We start from the raw sequence: 17,592 nt of genomic DNA, 5'->3' as shown, positions 1-17,592 counted from the left end.
ATAGCTAACTATTTTTTCTTGGTTGGAGGTAAGTCAGTACAAGTGCCATGCGCCACTTCAGCAGCCATACCAACAGATTCACCAAGGGTTGGATGTGGATGAATTGTCTTACCAATATCAACAGCGTCAGCACCCATCTCGATGGCCAAACAAACTTCACCAATCAAATCACCCGCATGGGTACCAACAATGCCGCCACCAATGATGCGATGAGTTTCTTTATCAAATAACAACTTTGTAAATCCTTCATCACGACCATTCGCAATTGCGCGACCACTGGCTGCCCATGGGAACAAACCTTTTTCATAAGCAATGCCTTGAGCTTTACATTGCTCTTCTGTAAGACCCGCCCATGCAACTTCAGGATCTGTATAAGCAACAGAAGGAATTTGCTTGGCGTCAAAGAAAGCCTTGTGCCCTGCTGCAACTTCTGCGGCGACGTGTGCTTCATGAACAGCTTTGTGAGCCAACATAGGTTGACCGACCAAATCGCCAATTGCAAAAATATGACTCACATTCGTACGCAATTGTTTATCAACCGGAATAAAGCCGCGCTCATCAACCGCCACCCCAGCTTTATCAGCATCCAACTTCTTACCATTCGGAGTACGGCCAACGGCAACTAAAACAAGGTCATATACCTGAGGAGTTGCTGGAGCCTTTTCACCTTCAAAGGTCACATGGATACCATCTGGTTTTGCCTCAGCTTTACTAGCACGTGTCTTCAACATGATGTTGTCAAAACGTGGAGCGTTAACCTTCTCCCATACCTTTTCCAAATCACGGTCTGCACCAGCCATCAAACCATCTAACATTTCAGCAATATCAATTTTGCTGCCCAAGGTGCTGTAGACAGTCGCCATCTCTAAACCGATGATGCCGCCACCAATCACCAACATTCTCTTAGGCACCTTCTCAAGCTTTAATGCGCCAGTACTATCAACGATTCTTGGATCCTTGGGCAAGAAAGGCAACATCACAGCTTGGCTGCCGGCAGCAATGATCGCCTTTTGAAAACGAATCACTTCCTTTTGACCATTGGTTTTCTTAGAATCACCTTCAGTGACTTCCACCTCAACGTGATAAGCATCTAAGAATCGACCAATACCACGCACTGTTTTAACCTTACGAGCTTTGGCCATACCAGCAAGACCGCCCGTTAACTTACCAATCACGGTTTCTTTATGAGCCCGTAATTTATCAATTTCAATCTTTGGTGCACCGTATGAAATACCATGTGCTACCATGGCTTTAACTTCATCCATGATGGCAGCTGTGTGCAACAAAGCTTTTGATGGAATACAACCCACGTTCAAGCAAACACCACCCAGGGTTGCGTAACGCTCAACGATGATGGTGTTCATCCCCAAGTCAGCGCTTCTGAAAGCGGCGCTGTAACCTCCAGGACCTGCGCCCAAGACCAACATGTCGCATTCATGGTCAACTTTTCCAGCGTATGAACCTGGTGTAGGAGCACTTAATTTCGGAGCTTCAGTTTTTGGAGCTGCCTCTTTGATTGGTGCTGATGCTGCTAGTTTAGCAGCATCGGTAGCCACATCGAGAGTAGCAATGACCATGCCTTGATTGATCTTGTCACCAACCTTGACGCTGATAGAAACAATTTTGCCAGCTTGCTCACTCGGCACTTCCATGGTGGCCTTGTCAGATTCCAACACCAATAGTGCTTGCTCTTTTTCAACCTGATCACCTGGTTTGACCAAAACTTCAATCACAGGCACATCATGAAAATCACCAATATCAGGAACTTTGATTTCTACTGTAGGCATATCAATATTCCTTAAAGAACAACACGACGGAAATCAGCCAATAACTCAGCCAAATACACGTTGAATCTTGTCGCTAAGGCACCATCAATCACGCGATGATCTGCAGTGAGTGACAATGGGCAAATTAATTTTGGTACAAACTGTTTCCCATCCCAAACAGGCTTCATGCTGGCTTTATTGACACCCAAAATAGCCACCTCTGGTGCGTTGATGATTGGCGCAAAGTAAGTTCCACCAATACCACCCAAAGATGAAATCGTGAAAGAAGCGCCCTGCATTTGATCAGGCTTCAATTTACCCTCTCGTGCAAGTTTGGCCAACTCACCAGTTTCTTTTGCGATTTCAAAAATACCTTTTTTGTCAGCATTTTTTACGACCGGCACCACCAAACCGTTTGGTGTATCTGCGGCAAAGGCAATGTGGAAGTATTTTTTCATCACCAAGTTATCACCATCCAAGGAACTATTAAATTCTGGATACTTCTTCAAAGCATTCACCGCCGCCTTGATCAAGAAAGCCAACATCGTGACTTTGATACCTTGTTTTTCATTGTCCTTATTGGTCATCACGCGGAACGCTTCTAGGTCTGTGATATCAGCATCTTCGTGATAAGTCACGGCTGGAATCATGACCCAATTGCGAGAGAGATTGGCAGCAGATAATTTCTGAATGCGAGATAAGGGCTTGGTTTCTGTTTCACCAAATTTGCTGAAATCAATTTTTGGCCACGGCAAGAGATTCAAGCCACCAGAGGCTGCTACTGGAGCACCCGCTGGAGATGCTGCCTGTCCAGTCATGATGTTTTTCACATAGGCCTGAACGTCTTCTTGAGAAATTCTGCCTTTAGGTGCAGTACCAATCACCCTCGTCACATCAACGCCAAGTTCTCTGGCGTACTTACGAACAGATGGACTTGCATGACTGATTCCACCCGCTGATGGAATAGATTCATTGCGCGTTGCTGATGCTTGAGGCGCACTCTGAACTGGTGCTGGAGTACTGACTTGAGGGACTGCTGCAGGAGCCGCAGTTGGAGCTTTACTTGCTGCTGCAGTTGGTGAAGCACCTGCTGATGAAGATTCTAGAATCACCACCAAATCACCTTCAGAGATACTTTCCCCTACTTTTACTTTGACTTCCTTCACAACGCCAGCGTGTGAAGAAGGCACATCCATGGTTGCTTTGTCTGATTCCAAGGTCACCAAAGATTGCTCTTTTTCAACCACATCACCAGGCTTCACATGGACCTCGATCACAGGAACGCCTTTGTAATCACCAATATCAGGAACAGTCACATTCACCAAACCACCAGCAGCTTGAGCGGCTGCTGGTACTACTGTTTTTTGTGGAGCTACTGAAGCAGTCGCTGCAGGTGCAGCTACTGGGGCTGCCTGAGCTGATGCGGAACCTGATTCTTCCAAAAGAATCACCACATGACCTTCAGAAATGTTGTCGCCTACTTTAACTTTGACTTCTTTGACCACTCCAGAATGAGACGAAGGTACATCCATGGTGGCTTTGTCTGATTCCAAGGTCACCAAAGATTGCTCTTTTTCAACGACATCACCAGGCTTCACATGGACCTCGATCACAGGAACGCCGTCATAATCTCCAATATCAGGAACTTTGATTTCTATCACTTGGCTCATCTTAGTTTCCTCACACAGTCATTGGGTTTGGTTTTTTAGGATCAAGACCGTATTTCTTGATAGCTTCTGCAACCTTCTTGTGGTCAATTTGACCTTCATCAGCCAAAGTCTTGAGCGCAGCAACAGTTACCCAGCGACGATCCACCTCAAAGAAATGACGAAGCTTTTCACGCGTATCAGAGCGACCATAACCATCTGTGCCTAATACGGTGTATCGCTTACCGATATTCTGAATAGCAGGTCTGATTTGTTCTGGGAACAAACGTACATAGTCAGTAGCAACAATCACTGGACCTGAGGTGTCTTTCAACATTTTCTCAACATGAGATAGAGCAGGTTTGTCAGTAGGGTTCAACATATTTTGACGTGATACGGCATTCCAATCACGACCCAACTCTGTGAAGCTTGGGCAACCCCAAATATCAGAAGCGACACCCCAATCATCACGCAACATATTGGCAGCTTCAATTACCTCACGGAAAATTGTGCCGCTACCAAGAAGCTGAACTTTTAGTTTGGCTTTGGCATCGCCAACACTTGTTAAGCGATACATGCCCTTCAAGATGTCACTCTCAGCACCCTTAGGCATCGCTGGGTGAGCATAGTTCTCATTCATCAAGGTGATGTAGTAATAAACATCATCTTGATTCGTCATCATGCGACGCATACCGTCTTGAATAATCACAGCCAATTCAAAAGCAAAGGTTGGGTCATAGCTGATGCAGTTTGGAATTGCACCACTCCACAAATGACTGTGACCATCTTCGTGCTGCAAACCTTCACCGTTCAGTGTGGTTCTACCAGCAGTACCACCCAATAAGAAACCACGACTGCGCATATCTCCAGCAGCCCAAGCCAAGTCGCCGATACGCTGGAAACCAAACATTGAGTAGAAAATGTAGAACGGCAACATTGGTACGCCATGTGTTGAATAGGAAGTAGCTGCAGCGATCCAATCACACATCGCACCAGCTTCATTGATACCCTCTTGCAAAATTTGACCGTGCTTGTCTTCTTTATAGAACATCAACTGATCATGATCTTGCGGGGTGTAAAGTTGACCCAACTGGTTCCAAATACCCAATTGACGGAACATGCCTTCCATACCAAATGTTCTAGATTCATCAGGAACAATCGGCACCACACGCTTACCAATGGTCTTGTCTTTCACAACCATGTTCAACATACGAACGAAAGCCATGGTGGTTGAAATTTCACGACCCTCAACAGTGGCCTCAAGCAATGGGGTAAATACTTCAAGCTTTGGCACTTCCAAGCTTTCTGCTTTGGCTCTGCGTTGAGGAAGATAACCACCCAACTCCATGCGACGTTCACGCATGTAATTCAACTCAGGACTACCCTCTTCAAATTTGACCAAAGGTAATTCCTCTAGCTTGTCATCTGTTACAGGAATCTTGAATTGATCTCTGAAGGCTTTGATGTCTTCAATGTTCATTTTCTTGGCTTGGTGAGCGATATTCATGCCCTGACCCGAGCCACCCATGCCGTAACCCTTGATGGTCTTAGCCAAAATAACGGTTGGTTGGTTTTTATGATTAGCTGCTGCATGGAAAGCTGCATAGACTTTATGTGGATCATGACCACCACGATTCAGATTCCAAACATCTTCATCGCTCCAGTCTGCAACCAAAGCTTCTAATTCTGGTGTATTGAATACAATCTTTCTGACATATGCACCACTCTTGGCTTTCATGGTCTGGTACTCACCATCCACGATCTCGCCAAGACGCTTCATTAAAATACCCTTTTTGTCTCGGGCAAATAAAGCATCCCAATGAGTACCCCAGATGAGTTTGATCACATTCCAACCAGCGCCTCTGAATTCAGATTCAAGTTCCTGAATGATTTTTCCGTTACCGCGAACTGGACCATCTAAACGCTGCAAATTACAGTTGATCACGAAACACAAGTTATCTAAGTTTTCTCTTCCGGCCATACCAATAGCACCCAATGATTCAGGTTCATCGGTCTCACCATCACCCAAGAAAGCCCAAACTTTTCTTCCCTCGGTTTGCGCCATGCCACGGTCTTGCAAATATTTCATGAAGCGGGCTTGGTAAATAGCCATGATTGGACCCAAGCCCATTGATACAGTTGGGAACTGCCAAAAATCTGGCATCAACCAAGGATGCGGATAGCTTGAAATACCCTTGCCATCAACTTCTTGACGGAAGTTGTTTAAATTTTCTTCGGTTAAACGACCCAACATATAAGCTCGGGCATACACACCGGTAGCGACGTGACCCTGCACAAACACCAAATCACCACCGTGATTATCAGAAGGAGCATGCCAAAAGTGGTTAAAGCCGACATCGTAAAGAGTGGCTGCTGATTGAAATGATGAGATGTGTCCGCCAACGTTTGTATCTTTGTTGGCCTTTAAAACCATCGCCATTGCATTCCAACGAGTGTAAGAGCGAATCTTATGCTCAATCTCTTGATCACCAGGAAGCTTGGCTTGCTGTTCTACAGGAATCGTATTGATATAAGGAGTCTCTGCATGAAACGGCTGCACCACACCACTCACGCGGGCATGTGATATCTGCTCATCGATCAAGAATGCAGCGCGATCAACACCCTCTTGTTGAATGACACCATTGAGGGCATCAATCCATTCTTTGGTTTCAATTGGATCAATATCCTGAGAGCCATTAGCTCCCTTTTGTTGATTTGGTAGATCAGCCATACTTATCTCCTGATAACTTCGCTTTATAAGGGCTTGGCCCTTTTTGTCTTGTTGAAATTCTAAAAACGCCAGGTTCCCTGAGCAAGCAATATTTCATATAACGAAGTTATTTATCACTATATGGAATTATGTTGCGTGGCAATAAACTGGAAAAATAGAAAAAAATCAGTGATTCAGTATCCTCCCGAATTACACTCTAGGATTGCATGGTTTTCCCTAAGTAAATAAGTATTCATTTGAAAAAAGTTATTCATCAATATCTTGGTCAAGCCATCAAGAAATACCGATCAAAAGCCCTCAAGCAAAGGGCAAGGTCTTATACATTCTTGTACACACCAATATTGGCCATTGTGCTATTCACATGCGCAATGGGATTAATTCTGTGGACCCTGAATTACCAAGATAAAAATCAGCAGCAATACACACTCTATCGAGAAAGTGCTTTTGCCAAACAAAGAATCTTGCTGCGATTCGCAGCCAATGAAGATGCGATCCTAGAGTTAAGTCGTGAAATCAGTAATTCTGCAAGCAAAGCCCAATACCCAGAGTCATTCTTAAAGCTTTCAACTAAATTAATACAAGACAGCCCAGAAATTTTGCAACTTCGTTGGTTAGATAGTAGACAAAATCGCATCGCTACTCTGCCGAATAACCCCAGCTATTCAAAGTGGTCAGATAGAACATCGATTAAATCTGTGCTCGACACAGAGTTAAACGTTATTTTTTCTGAGGCGGCCGAGTCCAATAAAGCAACATACGGAAGAATGCTGGGCTTTCATCCAGCAGAAAATGAAACTTCCAATACAGACAGACAATATGTTTTTTGGCATGTAACCCCCATCATTCAGAATGGTGCAGTGACTGGTGGTATTGCCACTCTTTACTCAGGAAAAAGAATTTTGCAGCACATGGTTCCTAGTGAATTGAATGGGCTCTACCGTTTTGCCCTAGTAGATAGCTCAGGCAAAGAGTTGGTCAGCTCTAATCCGAAACGATCCAGCTCAAGATCTTTGGAGCACAACGTTACTTTGGATAAAACACCGATTCCACTGACTTTGCATGTCAGCACATACCCGCCACCCACAAACCTAACCTATCGAACATTGCTTTGGCTAGTGATTGGCTTGAGTAGCTTCGTTCTATGGAGCTTGTGGTCTGTTTGGAAGCAAACCTCTAAACGTTATTCGATACAGAAAGATTTGCAAACTGAAACTAATTTCAGACGTGCCATGGAAGAATCAATCACGATTGGTTTAAGAGCGCATGACATGCAGGGGAAAATCACTTATGTGAATCCAGCTTTTTGCGAAATGACAGGCTGGACACGACATGAACTGGTTGGTATGTCGCCACCATTTCCTTACTGGTCCTCTGAGTTGGTACCTGATCTGACCCAAAAAATGGCTGTTGCTTTAAAAGGTAACTCTCCAAAAGCGGGCTTTGAGGCAATTTTGCAGAAAAAAAATGGCGTCAAAATCAATTCCAGAACGTTTGTTTCACCCTTGATTGATGAAAAAGGTGAGCAATCTGGCTGGATCAGTTCGATTGTTGACATAACGGAGCCTATCAAAGCACGACAAGAATTAGCATTGGCTCAAGAACGGTTCACCACAGTATTGGAAAGTCTTGATGCTGCAGTGTCAGTTATTTCGTTGCAAAGTGGGGAACTCTTGTTTGCCAACAAGTATTACCGAGAAACTTTTGGTAACACCACAAAAGCTCACCTTGACTTGGCGGGCCATGAAATCAATCCGGAGGATGTGGGGGCATTGGATATTGACAGCGTAGACGGCTTTGCTGGGCTTCCAGCGTCCGCTCTAACACCAACTCAGTCTGATTTCAGAGAGATTCAAATCAATCAAACCAAACTTTGGTATGAAGTAAGACGTCGTTACATCTCTTGGGTCGATGGTCACTTAGCTCAACTGATGATTGCAACAGACATTACTGCCAGAAAAAAAGTTGAAGATCAAACAAGAGAGCAAGAGGAAAAGCTTCAGTTTTCCAGTCGCTTGACAACCATGGGTGAAATGGCCTCCTCTTTGGCACATGAATTGAATCAGCCGCTTGCAGCGATCTCAAACTATTGCACAGGTATAGCCAATCGATTGAAATCGCAACAAAACATAGACATTGAAAAAGATATCTTGCCTGCAATTGAAAAGGCAACGAAACAAGCTCATCGCGCTGGCACAATCATTCAACGTATCAGGGGCTTCGTGAAAAGAAGTCAACCTCAGAGTGTGCTGGTCAATGTAGCCACAATCATTGAAGACTCAGTTGGATTGGCTGAAATTGAAGCACAAAGATATGGTGTTCAAATCAGCATCTCTTTTGCAGATAATTTGCCCAAAGTCTTTTTAGATCCAATTTTGATCCAGCAGGTTCTGGTGAATCTATTGAAAAATGCGATTGACGCCATTAAAAATATCCCTGTCAAAGTTAACTCTTCAAAGTTAATCAAGCTGGGAGTTGATATTGATAACTCCGTTTCACCAGCCATGCTGCGGATACGTGTCATGGATCAGGGACCAGGCATCCCTGAAGATGCCCTAGAAAGACTCTATGAGCCCTTCTTTAGCACCAAACATGATGGTATGGGCATGGGTTTGAACATCTGCCGCTCCATCATTGAGTCTCATCATGGCCGCCTATGGGCAGAAAACAATGCCCCAGAAAAAGATCAGCCTGGTATTGGCTGCACCTTTACAATACTACTTCCCTTGGATAAATAAGCATATGAACAATAAAACTGAAATCGTTTATGTCGTTGATGACGACGAAGCTGTGAGAGATTCATTGACATGGCTCTTAGAAAGCAATGGCTACACTGTTAAGTGCCAGCCAAGCGCGGAAAGGTTTCTGCAAGCTCTTCAGGGCGATCACAAGGAAACAGTTTCTTGTCTGATTCTTGATGTGCGCATGCCAGGCATGTCAGGTCTTGAACTTCAAGAGCGTCTTTTAGCCGAAGGCATTCCTATGCCAATCTCTTTTATTACTGGACACGGCGATGTTTCAATGGCTGTTTCAACCATGAAAAAAGGAGCGATAGATTTCATTGAAAAACCTTTCAAAGAGTCTGAATTAAAAGTATTGGTTGAAAAGATGCTGACCAGAGCAAGAGTCGACTATGCGAAAGCTGATACACAAAAGAACACGCAAAATCTTTTGAGCAAGTTAACTGGTAGAGAAAAGCAAGTTTTAGAAAGAATTGTCGCGGGTCGACTCAATAAACAAATTGCAGATGACTTGAATATTTCTATCAAAACAGTTGAAGCACATCGTGCCAATATCATGGAAAAGCTCAACGTCAACACTGTTGCAGACCTCCTAAGACTCGCTTTATCTGAATCAAATAAATAATATGCCTGCACAAATCATTGACGGCAACGCGCTTGCCAAAAAAATCAGACTAGAGATTGCTGCTAAAACAGCCATTTTGACTGCCAAAGGCGTTAAGCCTGGCCTAGCTGTTTTGTTAGTCGGTGAAGATCCAGCCAGCCAGGTTTATGTTAGAAATAAAGTGAAGGCCTGTGAGGATGTTGGAATGTATTCCATTCTAGAAAGACATCCTGCTGATTTGAGCGAAAAAGCCCTGCTTGCCCGAATCAATGAATTGAACCATGATAAAAACATCCATGGCATCTTGGTTCAACTGCCATTACCAAAGCACATTGACAGCCACCGCGTGATTGAAGCCATTGCCCCTGAAAAAGATGTGGATGGTTTTCATGTGGCGAATGCTGGCGCTTTGATGATTGGTGCACCTTTATTCAGACCATGCACCCCTTATGGTTGTATGAAAATGCTAGAGAGCATTGACTATCCCATCCGAGGTGCCAGGGCCGTCGTGATTGGCGCCTCTAATATTGTTGGCAAACCCATGGCGATGCTGCTCTTGCAAGCTGGGGCAACTGTCACAATTTGCAACAGCAAAACCAAAGACTTAACAGCTCACACCAAAGAAGCAGATATCTTGGTCGTGGCCACTGGTAAACCAAAAATGATCACTGCCAGTATGGTTAAAAGTGGCGCTGTGGTCATCGACGTTGGTATCAATCGTTTGCCAGATGGCAAGCTTTGTGGCGACGTAGACTTTGATGAAGTGAAGTATGTTGCCAGCGCTATTACGCCTGTACCAGGTGGCGTTGGCCCTATGACGATCACAATGCTTTTGTTGAATACGCTTGAGGCTGCTGAAAGAGTCAAAGCTTAAAGACCCTTTTGGCGTAAGCCTTTTTACTCCTGAACTTATTTCAATTTCAGGACATAATAATGAGTATGAATAATCCAATACTCAATCCATTACTTTCCTTTGGCAAAAGCCTTCCAGAATACAGCTCTATTAAGGCTGTTGATATCAAACCCGCTATTGAGCAACTACTCTCTGAAGCTCAAAAAGCGGTTGATCTCTCTTTAAAATCAACCACTCCTGCCACTTGGCTCGACTTAGTAGAGCCACTTGAAGATGCTACTGAAAATCTTGGGCGCGCTTGGGGGGTGATCAGTCATTTGAATAGTGTTGCTGATACCCCAGAGTTCAGAAAAGCTCATGCTGAAATGCTGCCAGAGGTCACTGCCTTTTGGACAAATCTTGGCCAAAATTTAGAGTTGTACAAAAAATACAAGGCCTTGAGCCAATCAGCCGAGTTCTCCTCACTCGATCGTGCTCAACGCAAGGTCATTGATAACTCTCTAAGAGATTTTCGTTTGGGTGGTGCCGAGTTATCAGATGATCAGAAAATCCGCTTTGCCGAGATTCAAGATCAACAAGCTCAGTTATCCAAGGAATTCTCCGATCATGTTTTAGATGCAACAGACCATTTTGTGCATGTGATCACTGATGAAAAAGAATTAGCTGGCTTGCCAGAAGATGCTATTGCTGCTGCGAAGCAAACAGCTGAGTCCAAAGAACTATCTGGTTGGGCTTTCACCTTGCACTTCCCTTCATATTTTCCAGTTATGCAATTTTCTGAAAATAGAACTCTCAGAAAGAAACTTTACGAAGCCTACGTTACGAGAGCCTCAGAGTTATCTGAAAAATTTGGCAGCGGCAAAACAGAATGGGACAACACAAACAATATGCTGTCTCAGCTTCGTCTAAAAGATGAAGAAGCCAAGATGCTTGGTTTTGCAAACTTTGCCGCCCTGAGCCTTGCTCCAAAAATGGCAAAAACAGTTGTAGAGGTGGACCAATTTTTAACTGACTTTGCCAAGAAAGCTCAGGCTCATGGTCAAAAAGATTGGCAAGAGCTACAGCTTTTCGCTAAAGATCATTTAGATTTATCAAGCCTTGAGCCATGGGACATGGCCTATGCCTCAGAAAAGCTCAAACAAGTCCGTTACGCTTTTTCTGAAAACGAAGTCAAACAATACTTCCCTTTGCCAAAGGTTCTTGATGGTTTATTTGCTCTTGTGCAAACCTTGTTTGGCGTAAAAATTGAAAAAGATTCTTTGCCAGTTTGGCATGCAGATGTCCAATCATTCAAGGTATTGAGCAAGAATGGAAAACTACTGGCTAATTTTTACCTAGATCCTTATGCAAGACCTGGCAAACGCGGTGGAGCATGGATGGACGATGCCAGAGGTAGAAGAAACCTCCCTAACGGAAAAATCCAAACCCCTGTGGCCTATTTGGTTTGTAATTTTCCAGCGCCTGTGACGGTCAATGGTGTTACCAAGCAACCAACCATCAGCCATGATGATGTGATCACCATGTTCCATGAATGTGGCCATGGCTTGCATCACATGTTGACTCAGGTTGGATCATTGGGCGTTTCAGGTATCAATGGTGTTGAATGGGATGCTGTAGAACTACCAAGTCAGTTCATGGAAAACTTTTGCTGGGAATGGGAAGTTTTAGAAAAGATGACGTCTCATGTAGAGACTGGCGAGACATTGCCGAAATCTCTTTATGAAAAAATGATTGCCGCGAAGAACTTCCAAAACGGCATGAGCACCTTAAGACAGTTGGTGTTTTCTTTGACTGACTGGCGCCTACATTCAAACTTTGACCCACACTCAGCGAAACCTGTGGATATCTTGCAATTATCAAGACAAATCAATGATCAAGTTCACGTGATCAAGCAGTCTGATTTATCAAGATGGCCCAATACATTCAGCCATATATTTGCCGGTGGCTATTCAGCTGGATACTATAGTTATAAATGGGCTGAAGTACTGTCTGCAGATGCATACGCAGCATTTGAAGAAGCCGCCAAGAAAACTGGCAGTATTTTGGATGAGGCCACGGGCGAACGCTATCGACAAGAAATCCTTGAAGTTGGCGGCAGCCGCTCAGCTGCAGAATCATTCAAAGCATTCAGGGGCAGAGAACCTGAGATTGATGCCCTTTTAAGGCATGGTGGTTTAGCTTAAGGTCGTAATCACAGGAGCGTGATCAGATGGCTGCTCCCAAGCTCTAGGAGTTTTATCAATAGAGCTTGCGATGCAGTCATTTTTCAATGCCTCACTCAGAAGAATGTGGTCAATGCGAACACCCGCATTTCTTCTAAAGCCCATCATCCGATAGTCCCACCAACTAAAGCTTTTGGGGGCCTGCTCAAAGAGTCTGTAACTGTCATAAAAACCCATCTCAATCAATCCTGAGAAAGCATCACGCTCATCTTGGGAAACCAAATTCTGCCCTTCCCATGCTTTTGGATCATGCACGTCTTGATCTTCAGGGGCAATGTTGTAGTCACCCAGCAATGCAATTCTTGAATGCTCTTCCATTTCTTCGCTGAGCCAATCATGCAATCCAGCTAACCAATCAAGCTTATAGGCAAATTTCTCAGTGCCTGGGGCTTGCCCATTCGGGAAATAAGCCGAAATGATTCTGATTGGGGCCCTGCCATTAAAAGCAACCGTTGCAGCCAGCAAACGTTGTTGCTCATCGGCAAATTTAGGATTATTTTTAATAGGCGATAGAAATGCGGTATTGACATCTTGAGCAATTGCAGCAAGAGATGCTTTGCGCAAAAGAATCGCAACACCGTTATAAGTTTTTTGTCCTGCAACCAGTGAGTAATAGCCTGCGGCTTCTAACTCTGCAAACGGAAATTTATCTTCTGTGAGTTTTAGCTCTTGAAGGCAGAGAGCATCAATGGGAGCCTTCATGGCATCTTGTGCAGCTAACCACTGCAAAAGATGAGGTAGGCGAACTTTGATGGAATTGACATTCCAGGTAGCAAGACGAATAGCAGACATAAATAGATTTAATTCAAAATAATCGTTCTATTATGAACGTACTCAATATGGCTTAATAATTTAAGTATCAATACCTAGTTCTTGAAGTTTTCTGGTGATTGTGTTTCTACCAATACCTAAACGCTCTGCAGCTTCAACGCGACGACCCCTCGTGACTTCCAATGCCGCTGTTAGAACAGCTTTTTCAAATTTGGTTTCCAGAATATTAAAGACATCTCGGCTACCGTCTTGTAAAAGTTGTTTAGCCAATAAAGCAAGACCAGACTCCCAATCTGCAGGACTTGATGTTTTAATTTTTGCCAAGATTTCAGTGGCAACACCTTCTGGCAAATCAGCTCCGATCTCAATGGCATCTGGTGGCAGATCTTGAGCACCAATTACCTGAGCCGGCGCCATGACAGTTAACCAGTGACATAAATTTTCTAGCTGTCTAACGTTGCCAGGGAATGGTAATTGAGCAATTGCTAGTAAAGCATCGTCAGATAGGCGTTTAGGCTCCATGCTCAATGACTTTGCAGAGGTCTGCATAAAGTGACGAGCCAACAAAGGAATGTCCTCCTTGCGTTCTCTTAAGGATGGCAAGCGCAAACGAATCACGTTCAAGCGATGGAACAAGTCTTCTCTGAATAAACCTTCAGCAACGCGAGCCTCTAAATTTTGATGAGTGGCAGCAATCACGCGCACATTGGATTTAAGAGAATCATGGCCGCCAACCCTGTAGAAATGGCCATCCGACAAAACACGCAGTAAACGTGTTTGTAGATCAAACGGCATGTCACCGATTTCATCCAAAAATAAGGTTCCACCCTCAGCCTGTTCAAAACGACCACGTCTCATGGTTTGAGCACCAGTGAAGGCGCCTCGTTCATGACCGAATAATTCAGACTCGAGTAAATCTTTTGGAATAGCTGCTGTATTTAATGCAATGAAAGGTCCACCCGCTCTTGGACTGTGTTTATGCAAAGCTCTGGCCACAAGCTCTTTACCAGTGCCAGATTCTCCTGTAATGAGAACAGTCACATTGGATTGCGACAAGCGACCAATGACCCTAAAAACATCCTGCATCGCTGGAGCCTGACCAAGAATCTCCGTGGTTTCTTGCATCCGGACTGCGCCCTCTTGCGTTTGATTTTGCAATCTCAAACTTTCATCAACCGCACGACGGATTAACTCAATGGATTTGGCAATATCAAAAGGTTTTGTAATGTACTCAAATGCACCACCTTGAAAAGATGAAACCGCTGAATCAAGATCTGAATAAGCTGTCATGATGATCACAGGCACATGTGGGTGCTCTGCTTTGACCTGCTGCAGCAAATCAATACCATTGCCTCGCGGCATACGAATATCAGAAATTAAAACCTGTGGCTCTTCTTTATTATCAAAAGCATCTAAAACATCTTGAGGATTTGTGAAGCTTCGATAAGGCATGTTCTCGCGCTGCAATGCTTTCTCCAACACCCAACGTATTGATTGGTCATCATCCACAATCCAAACAGGCTTCATATCGATATCCGATTCTTATTATTTTCCTTCCGTTTTTAAGCGGAAAGGTAATTGCATTTGAAAGTCGGTTGTTCCAGGTTTGCTGGTACAACCGATAAAACCATAATTCTGTTGCACATAGGTTTGCGCCAAAGTCAGCCCCAAACCACTGCCACCCTCTTTACCCGAGACCAAAGGAAAAAAGATTTTGTCCTTGATTTCATCAGGTATGCCAGGCCCGTTATCAATCACATGCAAATCTAATGCCAGTTTGTAACGTTGCTTGTTGATAGTGACATTGCGAACCACTCTGGTGGTCAGTTCTATCTCAGCATCACCCTGCTCGATCCTGCTTCTGAGGGCCTGAGCGGCGTTATGAACGACGTTGAGTACGGCTTGGATCAACGCTTCTTTATCACCCAAAAGATCAGGCAGACTGATGTCGTAATTTCTCTTAATTTTTAGACCGCTTGGGAATTCAGCCAGCACCAAGCTCCTAACTCGCTCCAGCACTTCATGAATATTGAGGAAATCATCAATATGAGCCTTCCTGTGAGGCGCCAGCAAGCGATCAACCAAACTTTGAAGTCGATCAGACTCTTTGATAATCACCTGCGTGTACTCATGCAATGCCTTATCAGGCAGTTCATACTCTAAAAGCTGTGCAGCGCCTCTGATCCCCCCCAAAGGATTTTTAATCTCATGGGCCAAATTGCGCATCAACGTTTTATTGGCTTCTACCTGTTGCACTAAGCGATCATCCCGCTCACTGCGTAACTGCTGCTCTAAGGGAAACCATTCAATCAGAAGTAAATCAGGATGATTGAGTGCCCCAACCACCACATGGGCGTTGATGGGGTCATGATCGGCTCGAGCCGGCCCTGAGTTCAAAATTAAATCTTGACGCTGGGATGCAACCTCTTCAGTCTTGATTGCATCAAGCATTTGAAAAAGCTCCGGGTTATGCCCAAACAAATCATGCAAACTCATTCCTTCTAGCAATTTACTAGAAAGATCAAGACTCACTTCTGCAACTGGGTTTGCATAAACCACCATCTGATGGCTGTAATCAACAATCAGAATTGCGTTTGGAAACTCATCCCAAACGCTGTGTGGAGAAAAAAGGGCAGCTACTGCTGCCCCTTCTTTGCTTGGTTTGCGCAACATACCTGCGCTCTACCTTCTCTAGTCTCTCGATTAGAGTGAGTAGTACATATCGAACTCGACTGGGTGAGCAGCCATACGGAAGCGAGTAACTTCTTCCATCTTCAAGTCAATGTACGCATCTAACATTGAGTTTGTGAATACACCACCACGAGTCAAGAACTCACGGTCAGCATTCAATGCATCCAATGCCTGATCCAAGCTGTTACATACTGTTGGGATCTTTGCATCTTCTTCTGGTGGCAAGTCGTACAAGTTCTTGTCAGCAGCTTCACCTGGATGAATCTTGTTCTGGATACCATCTAAACCAGCCATCATCAATGCTGAGAAGCACAAGTATGGGTTAGCCAATGGGTCTGGGAAACGAGTTTCGATACGACGACCTTTTGGATTTGCCACGTGTGGAATACGGATTGAAGCAGAACGGTTACGTGCTGAGTAAGCCAACTTAACTGGAGCTTCGAAACCTGGAACCAAACGCTTGTATGAGTTTGTACCTGGGTTGGTGATCGCGTTCAATGCACGTGCGTGCTTGATGATACCGCCGATGTAGTACAAAGCTAAATCTGACAAGCCTGCATAGCCATTGCCTGCGAACAAGTTTTGACCATCTTTCCAGATAGATTGGTGAACGTGCATACCTGAACCGTTGTCACCAACGATTGGCTTAGGCATGAATGTCGCTGTTTTGCCGTAAGCGTGAGCAACGTTTTGAATCACATACTTTTGTAAGATTGTCCAATCAGCACGTTGAACCAATGTGCTAAATCTTGTGCCTAGTTCGTTTTGACCTTGACCAGCCACTTCGTGGTGGTGAACTTCGACAGGGATACCTAGAGATTCCAAAATCAAACACATTTCAGAACGCATGTCTTGGAATGTATCTACAGGAGCTACTGGGAAGTAACCACCCTTTTTACCTGGACGGTGGCCTGTGTTACCGTGCTCAAATGTTGTTGCTGATGACCATGGTGCTTCTTCAGATTCAACTTTGAAGAAACAACCTTGCATGTCGTTACCCCAAGTCACGCTGTCAAAAACGAAGAACTCTGGCTCTGGACCAAAGAAAGCTGTATCACCAATGCCAGTACTCTTTAAATAAGCTTCTGCGCGTTTAGCGATAGAACGTGGATCACGGTCGTAGCCTTTGCCATCTGATGGCTCGATCACGTCACATGAAAGAACCAATGTTGGCTCTTCATAGAATGGGTCGATATAAGCTGTTACTGGATCTGGCATCAACAACATGTCTGATGCTTCAATACCTTTCCAACCAGCAATTGAAGAGCCGTCAAATGCATGACCACTCTCAAATTTATCTTCATCAAAGTGAGACACTGGCACTGAAACGTGCTGCTCTTTACCTTTGGTATCTGTAAAACGGAAGTCAACAAAAGTAACTTCTTTCTCTTTCGCAAGCTTCATTACATCAGCGACGGTCTTCGTTGTCATGCAAATCTCCTGTTGGTACGATCTCAAATCAGTCACATCACCCTTCATGGAAGATGCAACCCGCTTATTACAAAACTATGCACAAAGCATGCCAAAAGACATGCCTCATTTACTTATCAGCATTTTAGGTCAATAAACC

The 17,592-nt window shown here is 44.3% G+C and carries 12 protein-coding genes; 5 read left to right on the top strand and 7 right to left on the bottom strand.

Annotation, left to right across the window (positions count from 1 at the left end; genetic code table 11):
- Nucleotides 1-8: 8 nt before the first annotated feature.
- The 3 genes from lpdA to aceE are packed head-to-tail and all read right to left on the bottom strand — an operon-like array spanning nt 9 to nt 6,143.
- Nucleotides 9-1,787 carry a dihydrolipoyl dehydrogenase gene (gene lpdA / locus AOC33_RS08630; RefSeq protein WP_089516606.1) on the bottom strand — a complete coding sequence of 593 codons (1,779 nt, stop codon included), beginning with the start codon at nt 1,785-1,787 and terminating at the stop codon, nt 9-11.
- Nucleotides 1,788-1,798: 11 nt separating this feature from the next.
- Nucleotides 1,799-3,436, bottom strand: a complete 1,638-nt coding sequence (aceF, locus tag AOC33_RS08625) for a dihydrolipoyllysine-residue acetyltransferase (RefSeq protein WP_089516605.1) — start codon at nt 3,434-3,436, stop codon at nt 1,799-1,801.
- Between the two features lie 10 nt (nt 3,437-3,446).
- Nucleotides 3,447-6,143, bottom strand: coding sequence for a pyruvate dehydrogenase (acetyl-transferring), homodimeric type (gene aceE, locus AOC33_RS08620; RefSeq protein ID WP_089516604.1), 2,697 nt, complete (start codon nt 6,141-6,143; stop codon nt 3,447-3,449).
- Nucleotides 6,144-6,379: 236 nt separating this feature from the next.
- Between aceE and AOC33_RS08615 the strand changes: the two genes are divergently transcribed.
- From AOC33_RS08615 to AOC33_RS08600, 4 genes are all read left to right on the top strand, one after another.
- Nucleotides 6,380-8,878 (top strand): PAS domain-containing sensor histidine kinase, encoded by a 2,499-nt coding sequence (locus tag AOC33_RS08615; protein WP_089516603.1) that lies wholly within the window; start codon nt 6,380-6,382, stop codon nt 8,876-8,878.
- 4 nt (nt 8,879-8,882) lie between these two features.
- A complete protein-coding gene (locus tag AOC33_RS08610; RefSeq protein WP_089516602.1) occupies nt 8,883-9,506 on the top strand; it encodes a response regulator transcription factor in 624 nt (207 codons plus the stop codon).
- A 1-nt stretch (nt 9,507) separates the two neighbouring features.
- A complete protein-coding gene (gene folD, locus AOC33_RS08605; RefSeq protein ID WP_089516601.1) occupies nt 9,508-10,359 on the top strand; it encodes a bifunctional methylenetetrahydrofolate dehydrogenase/methenyltetrahydrofolate cyclohydrolase FolD in 852 nt (283 codons plus the stop codon).
- 65 nt (nt 10,360-10,424) lie between these two features.
- Nucleotides 10,425-12,521 (top strand): M3 family metallopeptidase, encoded by a 2,097-nt coding sequence (locus AOC33_RS08600; protein WP_425439830.1) that lies wholly within the window; start codon nt 10,425-10,427, stop codon nt 12,519-12,521.
- Here the strand turns inward: AOC33_RS08600 and xth are convergent.
- The 4 genes from xth to glnA all read right to left on the bottom strand — a co-directional run bounded on the left by xth (nt 12,513) and on the right by glnA (nt 17,453).
- Nucleotides 12,513-13,343 carry an exodeoxyribonuclease III gene (gene xth, locus AOC33_RS08595; RefSeq protein ID WP_089516693.1) on the bottom strand — a complete coding sequence of 277 codons (831 nt, stop codon included), beginning with the start codon at nt 13,341-13,343 and terminating at the stop codon, nt 12,513-12,515. The two genes, AOC33_RS08600 and xth, sit on opposite strands and share 9 nt — an antisense overlap.
- 69 nt (nt 13,344-13,412) lie before the next feature.
- Nucleotides 13,413-14,858, bottom strand: coding sequence for a nitrogen regulation protein NR(I) (gene ntrC / locus AOC33_RS08590; protein WP_089516599.1), 1,446 nt, complete (start codon nt 14,856-14,858; stop codon nt 13,413-13,415).
- A gap of 18 nt (nt 14,859-14,876) precedes the next feature.
- Nucleotides 14,877-16,004, bottom strand: a complete 1,128-nt coding sequence (gene glnL, locus AOC33_RS08585; RefSeq protein ID WP_089516598.1) for a nitrogen regulation protein NR(II) — start codon at nt 16,002-16,004, stop codon at nt 14,877-14,879.
- A 30-nt stretch (nt 16,005-16,034) separates the two neighbouring features.
- A complete protein-coding gene (glnA, locus tag AOC33_RS08580) occupies nt 16,035-17,453 on the bottom strand; it encodes a type I glutamate--ammonia ligase (protein ID WP_089516692.1) in 1,419 nt (472 codons plus the stop codon).
- On the opposite strand from glnA, the gene AOC33_RS09135 reads away from it, so the two are divergent.
- Nucleotides 17,452-17,589 (top strand): hypothetical protein, encoded by a 138-nt coding sequence (locus AOC33_RS09135; protein WP_180738130.1) that lies wholly within the window; start codon nt 17,452-17,454, stop codon nt 17,587-17,589. The genes glnA and AOC33_RS09135 overlap by 2 nt on opposite strands.
- Nucleotides 17,590-17,592: the final 3 nt, after the last annotated feature.

Origin of the sequence: Polynucleobacter cosmopolitanus, from assembly GCF_002224225.1 — a bacterium.
Lineage (GTDB): Bacteria > Pseudomonadota > Gammaproteobacteria > Burkholderiales > Burkholderiaceae > Polynucleobacter > Polynucleobacter cosmopolitanus.
Note: the sequence above shows the minus strand (reverse complement) of the source record. Positions and strands in the feature narration are given on the sequence as shown.

Bases quoted from the DNA above. Each gene is read 5' to 3' on its own strand.
- glnA (WP_089516692.1), bottom strand. From the start codon at position 17,453: ATGACAACGAAGACCGTCGCTGATGTAATGAAGCTTGCGAAAGAGAAA.
- ntrC (WP_089516599.1), bottom strand. From the start codon at position 14,858: ATGAAGCCTGTTTGGATTGTGGATGATGACCAATCAATACGTTGGGTG.
- glnL (WP_089516598.1), bottom strand. From the start codon at position 16,004: ATGTTGCGCAAACCAAGCAAAGAAGGGGCAGCAGTAGCTGCCCTTTTT.
- aceF (WP_089516605.1), bottom strand. From the start codon at position 3,436: ATGAGCCAAGTGATAGAAATCAAAGTTCCTGATATTGGAGATTATGAC.
- AOC33_RS08610 (WP_089516602.1), top strand. From the start codon at position 8,883: ATGAACAATAAAACTGAAATCGTTTATGTCGTTGATGACGACGAAGCT.
- folD (WP_089516601.1), top strand. From the start codon at position 9,508: ATGCCTGCACAAATCATTGACGGCAACGCGCTTGCCAAAAAAATCAGA.
- aceE (WP_089516604.1), bottom strand. From the start codon at position 6,143: ATGGCTGATCTACCAAATCAACAAAAGGGAGCTAATGGCTCTCAGGAT.
- AOC33_RS09135 (WP_180738130.1), top strand. From the start codon at position 17,452: ATGCAAATCTCCTGTTGGTACGATCTCAAATCAGTCACATCACCCTTC.
- AOC33_RS08600 (WP_425439830.1), top strand. From the start codon at position 10,425: ATGAATAATCCAATACTCAATCCATTACTTTCCTTTGGCAAAAGCCTT.
- lpdA (WP_089516606.1), bottom strand. From the start codon at position 1,787: ATGCCTACAGTAGAAATCAAAGTTCCTGATATTGGTGATTTTCATGAT.